This is a genomic window from Paenibacillus sp. FSL K6-0276 (assembly GCF_037977235.1).
GTDB lineage: Bacteria > Bacillota > Bacilli > Paenibacillales > Paenibacillaceae > Paenibacillus_AQ.
Genome location: NZ_CP150276.1, coordinates 3912441 through 3925386, shown reverse-complemented (window position 1 = coordinate 3925386; position 12946 = coordinate 3912441). Strand labels below are relative to the sequence as shown.

10 protein-coding genes are annotated in these 12946 nt (G+C 43.7%); 8 read left to right on the top strand and 2 right to left on the bottom strand.

Annotated elements, in window-relative coordinates; all coding sequences use genetic code 11:
• Positions 1-71 precede the first annotated feature (71 nt).
• The 4 genes from MHH52_RS18520 (at position 72) to MHH52_RS18505 (ending at position 4830) form a co-directional block, all read left to right on the top strand.
• A complete protein-coding gene (locus tag MHH52_RS18520; protein WP_340003946.1) occupies positions 72-1880 on the top strand; it encodes an ABC transporter ATP-binding protein in 1809 nt (602 codons plus the stop codon).
• A gap of 12 nt (positions 1881-1892) precedes the next feature.
• A complete protein-coding gene (locus MHH52_RS18515) occupies positions 1893-3101 on the top strand; it encodes an MFS transporter (protein ID WP_340003945.1) in 1209 nt (402 codons plus the stop codon).
• Positions 3102-3549: 448 nt separating this feature from the next.
• Positions 3550-4101 (top strand): polysaccharide deacetylase, encoded by a 552-nt coding sequence (locus tag MHH52_RS18510; protein WP_340009730.1) that lies wholly within the window; start codon positions 3550-3552, stop codon positions 4099-4101.
• A gap of 78 nt (positions 4102-4179) precedes the next feature.
• Positions 4180-4830: a polysaccharide deacetylase family protein gene (locus MHH52_RS18505; RefSeq protein WP_340003944.1), complete on the top strand. Its 651-nt coding sequence runs from the start codon at positions 4180-4182 to the stop codon at positions 4828-4830.
• Positions 4831-4851: 21 nt separating this feature from the next.
• On the opposite strand, the gene MHH52_RS18500 is transcribed toward MHH52_RS18505, so the two are convergent.
• A complete protein-coding gene (locus MHH52_RS18500) occupies positions 4852-5691 on the bottom strand; it encodes an AraC family transcriptional regulator (protein ID WP_340003943.1) in 840 nt (279 codons plus the stop codon).
• 236 nt (positions 5692-5927) lie between these two features.
• Here MHH52_RS18500 and MHH52_RS18495 point away from each other — a divergent pair, with 236 nt between their 5' ends.
• Together MHH52_RS18495 and MHH52_RS18490 are read left to right on the top strand one after the other, a co-directional pair.
• Positions 5928-6836 (top strand): chitosanase, encoded by a 909-nt coding sequence (locus MHH52_RS18495; RefSeq protein WP_340003942.1) that lies wholly within the window; start codon positions 5928-5930, stop codon positions 6834-6836.
• An 89-nt stretch (positions 6837-6925) separates the two neighbouring features.
• Positions 6926-9514, top strand: coding sequence for a metallophosphoesterase (locus tag MHH52_RS18490; RefSeq protein WP_340003941.1), 2589 nt, complete (start codon positions 6926-6928; stop codon positions 9512-9514).
• Positions 9515-9635: 121 nt separating this feature from the next.
• Here the strand turns inward: MHH52_RS18490 and MHH52_RS18485 are convergent, their stop codons facing one another.
• On the bottom strand, positions 9636-10529 hold the full coding sequence (locus tag MHH52_RS18485) for a M23 family metallopeptidase (RefSeq protein WP_340003940.1): 894 nt from the start codon (positions 10527-10529) through the stop codon (positions 9636-9638).
• 219 nt (positions 10530-10748) lie between these two features.
• Between MHH52_RS18485 and MHH52_RS18480 the strand changes: the two genes are divergently transcribed.
• Positions 10749-11123, top strand: a complete 375-nt coding sequence (locus MHH52_RS18480; protein ID WP_340003939.1) for a hypothetical protein — start codon at positions 10749-10751, stop codon at positions 11121-11123.
• A 172-nt stretch (positions 11124-11295) separates the two neighbouring features.
• Positions 11296-12936 (top strand): alkaline phosphatase, encoded by a 1641-nt coding sequence (locus MHH52_RS18475; RefSeq protein WP_340003938.1) that lies wholly within the window; start codon positions 11296-11298, stop codon positions 12934-12936.
• The last annotated feature ends 10 nt before the right edge of the window (positions 12937-12946 follow it).

Here is a 12946-nt window from a genome sequence, read left to right as displayed (position 1 = left end):
AGATCAGAGATGGATATGATCTGATTTGATAACCGTGATGGATATTACAACATGAAGGTATGTGATGCAAAATGAAACAAACTCAGCATTCCGGGGACCAGCAGCAGAGTCGTGAACAGCATTTTATATCGCTGCGCATCATGTTTAAGGAGATGTTCTTGCACACAAGGACGCAATGGGTCTTGCTTATGCTTGGTGCCGTCACAGTGATAGCCATTTCTATTCTTGAATTTATGATCCCCCAGTTAACTAAAGAGATCATAGACCAGATCATCCCTGAAAAAAGGTATTACGCGCTACTAGAAACGGGAGGTCTTATCCTGCTAGCTGCATTGCTGCTGGGGATATTTAACTTCAGTAGCAGTTATGTAATGACAATTGTTAGTCAGAAGGCAATTTTCCAGTTGCGAAACAAATTGCACAAACACACATTAAGTTTGGATTTGAAATTTTTTGATCGTAATCGGACCGGGGATCTTATGGCAAGGTTAACGAGTGATGTAAATCAACTACAAGAACTGGTTTCAGCCGATAGCCTGTCCATCATAGCGGATGTCATAACCTTCGCTGCGATCGTGGGGTACTTATTATATACGGACTGGCAACTAGCATTAATTACACTTATTACCCTGCCTTTCTTATTTATAACATCACGATATTTCAGCCTACGCATTAAGAGTGCCTATAGAGCGGTACGTCACATATCAGCTCAGTTAAACAACTCACTTCAAGATACGTTGTCAGGCATACGGATGATCAAGTCTTTTGCAAGTGAAGATGCGGAAGCTAAGCAGTTCAAGGCATTGAGCGAACAGCATCGGATAGCCACAGTCTTTGCTTCAAGGTTATCGGGAACTTTCTCGCCAATTATCGATTGGCTGAATTATGTAGGTATGACGTCGGTGCTCCTGTTCGGAGCGTGGCAGGTTATGCATGGGAATATGTCCGTTGGTGATATCGTAGCTTACTTAGCTTACTTGCGTTTGTTGCAAGCGCCCATCCGCTCCTTTAGCAGAATGATTACCAAAGTTCAGCAATCGGCAGCAGCATTCGAGCGCATTCAAGAAGTCTTAGCAACCGTTCCAGAGGTTTACGATAAGGAAGGAGCGATTGTTCTACCGCCAGTAAAAGGACAAATTGTGTTTGATGATGTTGAATTTGCATATGAAGAAGGACATCCCATTCTACAAAACTTCCAATTGCGGATTCCATGTAACCAAACTACGGCTTTGGTTGGTTCGTCAGGATCAGGAAAGTCAACGATTGCTTATTTGATTGCCCGTTTGTACGACGTTCAGCGAGGAGACATTTATATTGACAGTTATCCGTTAACGGAAGTGACGGTGAAGTCGCTTCGTCAGCAGATGGGGATCGTATCTCAGGACGTAATTCTCCTCAATGGCACGATACGTGAAAATATTGCGTACGGTAAACCTCAGGCCACAGAAGATGAGATCAAAGCGGCTGCCCATGCCGCAAACGCCCACGAATTTATTTCAGCCTTTCCAATGGGCTATGATACGCCCATCGGGGAAAGAGGGGTCAAGCTTTCCGGAGGACAAAAGCAAAGATTGTCAATAGCCAGAGCTTTCTTGACCAATCCTCGCATTCTTATTTTGGACGAAGCTACGGCTGCTCTGGATACGGAATCTGAACAACATATTCAGCATGCGTTATCTGTGCTTCTTCCAGGTCGAACTTGTCTGGTTATCGCCCATCGTCTTTCCACGATTCAAAATGCCGATCAAATTGTTGTATTGGAGCATGGACAGATTGTGGAGTTGGGAAATCATGAAAACCTACTCCGGCGAAATGGGCGATACAAGGAACTATATGAGATGCAATTTCCAACGAAATCTAACTTCGAACAAATTTTATAATTGAGGTGTAATATGAACAATCCAATCAATGCTACGGGTACAACTAGAAATTATACGCTTATGACCATTATTCTTTGCTGGACCGGCCTTGTTGTCATGTCCAGTCTATACGTAACGATTCCGCTAATTACATTGTTTGCACAGCTTTTTGAAATTTCCACGACGAATGCTGCCGCTGCGGGAAGTACTTTTTCGATAGGCTTTGCCATTGGTTGCTTAATCTATGGCGCGCTGTCCGATAAATACGGACGGAAGACTGTTATATTTGCAGGGCTCCTTTTCCTGGCATTGATCTCATTAATTCTGGGAACCGTTCACAGCTTTGCATGGATTTTATCTTTAAGAGGACTACAGGGAGCAGCAGCAGCAACCTTCTCTCCAGTAGCACTTGCCTATGCGGTTGAGATGTATCCAGCGGAAAAACGGGTAACTACCATTGGTTTTATCAGTACAGGATTTCTGATTGCAGGTATTGTTGGTCAAGTGGTTAGTAGTATGCTTAGTGAGCATTATGGCTGGAACGCTGTTTTTTATATTCTTGCCGTTGTTTATGCGGTGACCGCCTTATTAGTGTTCTTCTTCCTTCCCAAAGGAGGTATCCAGCAGGCACACGCTAATATCTGGGAGCCTATTAAGCAAATTGGCAAAGTGTTTGTTCAAAAACAATTGGTGTTATGTTATCTAGTGGCATTCGTTCTGCTTATGTCTTTTGTAAGCATGTATACAGTGCTGGGTAACTATCTAAGTACAGCTCCATATGAGCTAAGCAAGCAAGAAATTCTTTCTGTCCGTTTTATCGGCATATTAGGCATGCTCGTTTCTCCATTCGCGGGAAGAATATCCAAGCGTGTCGGCGTAGGTATAACGCTTCGCGGTGGATTGTTGCTAGCGATTATTGGTTTGGCGTCTATGGGGATGATTTCTAATCTGCCACTTCTTATTGTGATGAGCATCCTTTTTGTGGGGGGGATCGCACTAGCCGTTCCTTCACTTGTTTCGCTTGTTGGGCAAGTGGGCGGCAAGATGCGCGGGATAGCTGTATCCGTATATACTTTTGTATTGTTTACAGGCACAAGCTTCGGTCCGATTATCTCGCTTCAATTGATGAATAATGCAAGTTATTTAATTACGTTTCTTCTATTGGCATGTATTCTGTGCATTGGGTTGCTAGCGGCATGTCTAATTCATCATGAGGAGGCAGGTGAGTTAAACAGCCAGTAAATTTGTGGTCAATAAACAAAAAACGATGAAATGATATCATAACGATGGTTTATTAAAGGTAACTTCATTTGAAGTTACCTTTTTACTTTGAAGTCGCGTGGGGCCGCAATGTGGTCTGGAGAAGCTTATGTCCAAATGGAAAGGGATTTTTTTAAATGGATACCCAAAATGTAGATCCGAATGAAAATAGTTGTAGAAAAATTTGATATACGCGCAGAGAAATTCCGGTGTATAGCGTCAAATATAAGTAGACGTTATGAAAGACTTAATGGGGTTCAATATGTTCCTTGTTGCAGTCGAACAGTTCTTAAGATTTTTGTAAGAAGCGGATAAGAAAAAAGAAAGTTCCGTTAGGTACAATGGATGAAATGAGAAACAATAAACTGTTTTAAGGATGGTGAATGAGTTGGGTTTTAAAATACGTAAAAACACGGTGCAGTCCGTCTGGATGATGTGGGAAAAAGCTTTTGCGTTGCTTTCACATTTTCGTGGATCGCATAAGTCACGCTTTGGTATATGTACCGTGATGCTAAAAAAGCACCGGGGACAGCCTATTTTATGCCAAGACGCCACGGTCATCAATCAGGGAGAGTGGGTGGGAGAACTCCACCTCGACAATGAAAGAATCCTGAAGTTGATCCGGTCCGAAGGATCGGATCGTGCCGCACTGCAAACGGCTCGCATGCTGCGCAAATCAATGCAGCAAATCAACGAAGCCTTCGAATCGCAGTCCGAGTTCAGGCAGGTCAAGGCTTTATTGGGGATTACACTGCTCCATCGAGGATTAACACACGGTCTTGGCTTTGAACAACAAAATATAAAGTCCGGCGTTTTCGAACGCATCACCACCATCTATCTTCGATTGCTGCTGTCTGCCATGCATCCGGAAGGGAGACAAAGAATCAATCGGCGAACAGAGCAACTGGTCCCGATGTTACTGATTCATTCACGCGCCTCACTGAAGAATCGATTCTCACCCGGACAGAACTACTCTGGATAGGTCTTAAGCTTGTTATATGGAGGTGTAATCATACTTACATATCTGATAGGAGGAATACTATGTGCCGCCACTCTTTACATGTTTATTCCGAGTTTGATTACGCGAGTGAGCGGCTTTGGTGTCTTTCGCAAAGGAACGGTAAAAAAACAGGTGGCATTCACTTTTGATGATGGGCCACATCCGAAATATACGCCGGAATTACTGGATTTATTGAAGTTACATCAAGTGAAGGCTACTTTTTTCATGCTTGGATCGCGAGCGGAGCAGTATCCAGATCTGATCAGAAGAATGGATCGGGAAGGCCATCAGATTGGCATCCATAATTATTGCCATACATCTAATTGGCTGATGCTACCCAGTACTATTAGGCGAGAACATCTGGAACGCTCCGCTGATATTATAGAGTCTATTGTCGGAATCAGACCCAATCATTACCGTCCACCCTGGGGATTAATCAATCTATTTGATTTCTTTCGGCACAAGCAGTATCGAATTGTTCTATGGTCACTGAAGGCGGGCGACTGGAACATCCGGTCCTGTCAAACCCGGATGCAGGCCATTCTATTAGGTGGAATTACCGATGGCTCCGTTGTCTTACTTCACGACAGCGGTGAGACTGCGGGCGCGGACCGGCATGCTCCTTATTTTATGCTGCTAGTTTTAGAAGAAGTGCTAAACCAACTGCAGGCAAGAAACCTGCAATTTGTTCGGCTTGACGAAATGTCTTGACGTATTCCAGTGTTTTTGCTATTAAGACTTAAATTGTTTGCGGAAGCAGAGCGGCGAGATGCCCATCATTAATTTGAAGGTTCGTCCAAAATGGGAGGTATTATCAAACCCAACCATACCTGCAATTTCAGTAACATTAAAAGAAGAGCCAACCAGCAAATCACGCGCTTCTTTAATGCGGATGTTATTGATATATTCAATGAAGCTGAACCCGGTGGCTTCTTTAAAAGTTCGGCATAGGTAGGAAGAGCTTATGTCGAATTGCCGTGAAATCTCACAGAGCTTAAGCGGTTCCATATAATGTTGATTTACATAATTAACGATGTCCAGGACTTTCTTGTGTGTACGATTGGATTCCACCATTGGAGCTACACGGCTGTCAAATAGTTTACGATTAAGATAGAGGAGCAACTCCACCAATAATAGTTGTTGGTACTGTTCATATCCGCGGGCTTGCTTCTTCCCCTCCTGAATCATCTTCTGAAAAAGCTGTTCGATGAAATACTGATCTATCCCGGTCATCTTCAAAGCGCGGTAATCACTTTTGAACAATTCGAACAGTTCCTCACTTTGACCGCCGGTGCAGAAATGCTGCAGGAATTCTTTTTTAAACAGCAGTGTAACCCGTTCATACATATTGCAGCCGGAATTAACCAGTTTGTGCATTTCGTGAATATCCATAAATAGCAACGTACCGCCCGCAACCTGGTAGGTTCTGTCCCCTATAAAATAATAAAAATCCCCGGATATTAAATACAGAATCTCATATGCATCATGATAGTGTCTTGAAGGCATGCTGGTGTATACCTGTTTCTTGCGGCTGATGTCAAAAAGAGTAGATTCATAAAATACCGGTTTCATTCAGCACCTCCTAAGAGGATTGTAGACTTAATCTAGGGTTTGTAGCAACATATGTATAAAAATTAATAATTACAAGAAAATACGTGCTGTTTGGACAAACTTTTTGAGATAAGCTTGAATTGAATTACCAAGTGTTGGAAAAAAGGAGGGCTGTCATGCTCAGATAGGTTGGGGATAAGGTTCACTGCCACTCAAAGTTAAAGCGCTTAAACTATTTAATTAAAGGAGAGATTGCGGTGCTTAATTCAACGAATAGTAAGGTTTCCAAGAAGATGAAATTTTCATTGTTGATCCTGCTCAGTTTTTCAATGATTTTTTCTTATGGCTATCTGTCCAATGCATCTCAACAGAAAAGTTATGCGGCAGGGAACCCTGATTCTAATTTCTCACCGGCAACACTTCAATTCTTGCGCGACAACACAGGTCTGGATGGTGAGCAGTGGAACAATATTATGATGCTTGTCAACAAACCGGAGCAGGACGATCTGAACTGGATCAATTTTTACGGATATTGTGAAGATATTGATGATGACCGCGGGTATACGATTGGAATATTCGGTGCGACTACAGGCGGCTCAAATGATACCGGTCCCGACGGTCCGGAACTGTTCAAGGCATATGATGCTGCCAAAGGCGCGAGTAATCCTTCGGTTAAAGGCGCATTGGCCCGGATCGGTGTCAAGGGTTCGATGAAAGGGAAGATCCTCGAAATCAATGAAAGCGAAGAGAGCTTCTGCAGAAAAATCGGCAATTTGCAAAATGATCCCGAGTGGAGAGAGGCTATGTGGAAAACGTTCTACAATATCTACATTAAATACAGTGTGGAGCAGGCCCGCAATCGCGGCTTTAACTCGGCATTAACTATTGGTTCCTTCGTGGATGCAGCGCTGAACCATGGAGCTACCGGCGGCTCCGAGACTCTTCAAGGGCTTTTGGGTAAATCAGGAAGCAGCACAGATGAGAAGACTTTCATGACCAAATTCTATAAAGAACGGACCAAAATTGTGGATACTAATGAGTACAACTCTCCGCCTAACGGCAAGAACCGTGTGAAGCAGTGGAGCAATTTGCTCAACATGGGAGAGACAGACCTGAAGGGTGCAGATTCGGCAGTCCTTCAAGTCACCGACTGGGAACTCCAATAACAGGAATGCGAGAGTAGACAAAACCGCCGTTCTTCTTGGAGACGGCGGTTCGATGATAAGTGAGATTAATGAAGAGGGAGATGGGTCGAATGGATAACCACCAATCTTATCTCAAAAACAGATTTCCCAAGGTAATCAGTCTAATGGTTATAGGTTTGCTGCTTGCCATGGAGTTGACCGGTTTTGTTTCAGCAGGAAGGGAGGGAAATGAGGAAGATCTTGCAAGCGAAGTAACTGCAGCTCAGGAAACGATTGCCCAGTGGATTTTTAAAGACAAAGGCGAGAACGGGGTATTTCCGGCTACAGGCGGGGTATATCAAACGGCTTCATCCATTCGTGATGTAGGAACAAATACGGATGCATACACCTATGAGCCCAGTGAGAACAGCGTACGCAACCAGGGCTGGCATGAAGGAACGGGCACTAAATACTGGCTTGCTACGCTTTCTACCCAAGGCTTCGAAGGTATCTTCCTCTCTTCACAGCAAACTTCTTCAAGTACAGGACCTAGGGATTTTAAGGTGCAATACAGTATAGATCAGCAGGAATGGACAGATGTTGCGGGCGGCAACCTTGTTCTAACCCAGAACAATTTTAATTGTTCTAATAATTCCTGCAAATTAACGAACCTCGCATTGCCTGCGGAAACTAACAATCAAGATGTACTCTATATCCGCTGGGTGGTTAACTCTACGAAAAGCGTAAGCGGGGGAACAGTGTCCAGCTCAGGCTCAAGTAGAATCAAAGATGTAGTAATTAAAGGAACACGTAGCAGCGGCGAACCTGGGGACACTCCCACTCTTGAGGTAAGCAAAACTCCCGCTTCAGGGGCTGCAGATGTTTCCCTTAATGCAGAGATCTCTGTGAAGTTTAATAAAGCCATCAGTCTCGACAGTGGTTATCAAGTTGTAATCACAGAAAACAATGGTCCTCTTAACAACATTTCTGCTTCGCTCCTCGGTCAAGACTCGGTTAAAGTCAGCCACCCTAATTTTACTGCCGGCAAAACTTATAAAGTGACCATCCCAAAAGAGCTTGTTAAGGGGACTACGGATGGCCGGACACCTGAGAACGATATTACCTGGAGTTTTAAGACGAAGTCTCCGGATACCGGCATCAAAACACCAACGCTGCTGAACATGACTTTTAATGGAGACCCAAAGACAAGTATTGCCTTTGACTGGTATACAGCCGAAACCGTCAGAGGTACAGTAGTGCAAGTAGTGGAGGCCTCCAATGCGGGAGGAAGCGAGTTCCCGGAACAACTGGCAGCTTCTTATGAGGGCAGCGCAACAGTTATTGAAACCTTGATGACATCAGGAGACAGAAGCTCCAAAAAGTATAAACAGTTCGCCAGCCACAAGGTTATTGCAAGCGGTCTTAAGCCTGGAACCAAGTATATCTACCGGGCCGGTAACGGTGATACGGACGGCTGGAGCGAGGCGGGTTCTTTTACCACGGACAAGGCGGATAATCAGGATTTCCATTTCCTCTATGTAACCGACACCCAAGGCTCAAGTAAATCGAATTTCGATCTGTGGCAGGATACTTTTAAGAGAGCTATCGAGAAAACGGTAGATCCCAAGTTTGTTCTTCTTACAGGGGATCTAACGGATGACGGTGATCTGGAGCAGCTGTGGCAGTGGTTCTTAGGTGTGCCGAAAAAAGAATTTGCCAATGTGCCATTTGCACCGATTATCGGCAACCATGAGATAGAGGATTATCCGAATAACAACTTCTATAACCATTTTAATCTTCCAAAAGATGTCGGGACGGGCGCTCATGACGGGTCGGTATATGCTTTCGAATACGGTGATGCCCTGTTTATGCAGATCAATTCCCAGTACGAAGGGGAGGTTAAGCCGTATAAAGCGGATATTCAGTTCACGAAGCAATTGGAATGGATGCGGAATCAAGTGGCAAAGACCGACAAGAAGTGGAAATTCGTCTCGATGCATAAGGGAGCGTATTCTTCAGGGGATAATGCTTCGGCAGAAAGCGACCGGGTAGAATTTTACCGGAAATATCTTATTCCTGTATTTGATGAGCTGGGTGTGGATATGGTGTTTGAGGGACATGACCATATGTATATGAGGTCTTTTCAAATGCTGAACAACGTTCCGATTAAGAATGTCATTACCGATGAGCAAGGAAATGTGCTGAATCCCAAAGGGACCGTGTATCTGATGGGCAACTCGGCCGCTTCGAAATTTTATGCTATTAATCCAGATGCAGACACTTTTTTTGCAGCAAAAAACGACCAGCCCAACAAGAAAATGTTCGTGGATGTTTCCATTACAAGCGACGTGCTGAAATTCACATCCTACACAGCAGTTAAAGATAAACCTCTTGCCGTCTATGATGCTTACAGTATTAAACGGACTGACGTCAAACCCGGCATTGTCGAAAATCCAAGTGCAGTAAGACAGTCAGGGAACCGTGCAGTTCTTTCGTGGAAAGCGCCAGCAAATAGCTCTGAGCCTGTGCGAGGTTACCGGATTTACGAGAAAAATGATAAAGTCAGCACAAATTGGAGCGTGTATGTGCCGACGGTAAGCGGTCAGTCGAGTTACAGCTATACATTAAACGGTATGGATTCTGCTAAAGCCTACAATTTCGTTATTAAAGCAGTGGGGACAAGAAATAACTCGCTTCCAGCAGAGGTAGGAATGCAATGAATGGATAGAGGAGGCGTCGACGGGGCTTAGGCATCCGTTAACGCCTTTTTTTCATAGTTGTTGAAGCTGTCCATTCCTCCTACGGTAACTCCTCCGAAAGATAGCTTCACTTTTTACCAGATCATGATTCATTGCGGATTGGCGTGACTTTTGTTCCTTTTAACGGCATAACCTCTGCATTTGTCCCTTCAAAGTATAACGGCAGACCTTCGGCCAGAATAGGCAAGAGGGTTTGGGTTGGGTCTTGGCGCTGATGATGAATATGCAGATGGGGTTCCGATGTGGAACCACTATTTCCTACATGTCCAAGCACTTCTCCGGCCTTGACGTGATCTCCAACTGCAACGGTAACACTATCTTGTTTGAGGTGATTAAGTAATAAGTAGGTTCCCGTTGCATCAATTCTAAGATAAACGTGATTTCCTTCCATAGAAATGAATTTTTCGGTACCTGGCACAATATCAGATTCATCGTCAAAAGCTGCAATAACCGTTCCAGATACCGGTGATAGGACCTTTTGCTTCCAAATTCCGTAATCTTCCAGATTAGTACTTCCTGTATTATAGGGTTCCATGACTAAATCATAGGCCCAACGTTCCGAAGGCCAAGTGGCATGAGGCAGATTATTGTCGGTGGAATCACCACCCCAGCCAACAACTGTTTGCTCAGAAAATGGCCATTTAACTGTGACTGAAGGGTGGACGTTGATTATACGTACAGGATATGCCAACTGTATAATATTCATGGTCAGGAGGAAATGTGAAGCTAATACAGTACATAAAACGAGATGTACCCATTTCTTAGAAATGCTTTTCTTCTTGATGATAAAAACTAAAATTAAAAGGATATTGAGTAATACTCCTACGAAACCTAGAATTGGGATGATAAATTTAAGTGCCAACCAAGCATAAACTCCGGGTAAGCCGTTAATAAAAAATACGCAGATCCATGACAGTAAAGCTGCTGCTAACAATGTATTACCTAAATACCCGAATGTTTGAATTATTCTTTTCATATTCGCTCCTAACGTATAAGAAAGTGTATAGTGGTTAGACGAATATAAACTGGAAAATCACTTCAACTGCTAACCTATCCGAGGCTCGACTCAGGGAAATAGAAAGCCGCACCTCATGGGAGATCCGAAAAACAGACTCTTATACTGCTGCGTTTGTCTTGTACCGTTCTTTGAAGTTGGTAATAAACTATATCAACCTCAGAAAAGGAGTTGATTTAATTGGCCAACAGTGATGTACGTCTTACTCTTTGGTCGGGTACTAATTTTACCGATCGCCGGATTCGATTCAGACGTGGAGGAGTTGCGGTTCGTGATCTTGGAGCGTTTCGATTTAACAATGTTCTCTCGAGTTTTCGTCTCAGAAATGTTGTGCAGAGGTCTGAAGTAACGCTTGTACTGTTTTCGCGAATTAACTTTCAGGGATCATTCAGGGTGTTCCGTGGCAGCCAAAGCGTGGCAAACTTGAATAATTTTAACTTTAATAATGTCACATCTTCGTTTATATTGGTAGGCCGTATCCTTACAAGCTCCGAAATTTCCCAAATTCAAAGCACTGGTAGAGCGCCTCGAGATATCCTCGTAATAAGACAATAATAATGCAAAGGGTGCCCCTAGGGCGCCCTTTTTTTTGCAATTATCAGTAGCACAGGTCAAGTCAAAATATGCATAGAATTTAATATATAACAAGAGAATAGGTGCTGTCCCGCAAACAATCCTCCTTTAAACTAGTAACGTACTTAACAAAATCTGCTAGAGGAGGATTCAAATGCGCAAAAAGGTTATCGGGAGAATTTGCAGTACCGTTATGGTTTGTAGTCTGCTTGCAGCAGGCAACGGAACGACCTACGCCAGTGGCGCCAATAACTCTGATGCTCCTACCAACAAATCGGTCAAGAACGTGATCCTGTTTATTACGGATGGGATGAGCTTATCCGATGTGAACTTGGCCAGATGGTATCAGGGAGGGCAGGCGCTTGCGATGGATAAGTATTTCAGCGGGCTGGTGAGAACATATTCTACGGATTCACTGACCACAGATTCCGCTGCGGGAGCTACGGCTTATGCCACAGGACATAAGGTTAAGAGTGAGACCGTATCCATACTTCCAGACCGAATAACGATGCCGTTCGTGGGCGCAGTTAAGCCAGAGGACGTGAACAAACCTCTGCCTACCATTATGGATGCAGCGAGAATGGCAGGGAAAAGTACAGGAACGGTATTTACTTGTGAATTAACAGATGCGACGCCGGCTACATTTTTAAGTCATGCATACACGCGTGACAATGCGCAGTCTATTGCAGAACAGATGGTCTACAGTGGTGTAGATGTTCTACTTGGGGGTGGGTCCGGATATTTGGTACCCGGCAAAGAAGACATTAACCGCAAGGACGGAGAAGATTTAACCAAAATCCTGAAATCAAATGGGTATGAATACGTAACGGATAAAGCAGGTTTAATGAATTCTAAAACGAATAAAATCTGGGGTCTGTTCAACCCTGAAGCACTGGATGCTGATTTTGACCTGAATCCGCAAAAGCAACCGAGCCTTGCTGAAATGACCAAAGTAGCGATAGAGAAGTTGTCACAGAACGAGAACGGTTTTATTCTGATGGTCGAAGCAAGCCAGATTGACTGGTATGGTCATGATAACGATCCAGTGGGTATTATGAGTGAGACATTAGCGTTTGATAAAGCCTTTAAAGCCGCTGTTGATTTTGCAGAAAAAGACGGAAATACAGCAGTCTTATCGGTTTCGGATCATGCTACCGGCGGGCTCAATATGACGAACTATGATTCCACCAAAGACCTAGTCTCCGTGATGAAGAAAGCGAAGCATACCAGTTATTACATTGAAGGCAGTATTAATGAGAACAATTTCAAAAAGGTCCTGGCGGATAATTATGGACTTAGTGATCTAACCAAAGAAGAAGCGGATCAAGTCAGATTAGGAATGAAAGATAATCTTTCGCCGGTCATCGGTAAAATTTTGGGGGATAAAATAGGTGTAACCTTCTCTACGGATGATCACACATCGGAGGAAGTCGGGTTATTCGCCTACCATCCGGCTAATTTTAAACCGACTGATTTCGTGAACAGTGGTGTAATCCAGAATACGGATGTGAATAAGTATATTCAAGAAGTGACCGGACTCAATCTGGCGCAGCTTCAGGATACACTGTACGTATCCAGTGATAAATTCAAGGCCAAAGGAGCTACGATTACCCTAGATAAGACCGATAAGACTAATCCGGTGGTTGTAGTGAAAAAAGCAGGCCAAGTTCTCAAGCTGCCTATAGATAAAAATATCGCCATACAGGATGGCAAAACAACGAAACTAAATGTGCTGACGGTAATGATTAAAGATAAAGTGTGGATTTCGCAGGATGCTTTGGACTTGATTCTCTGATTCTTAATGT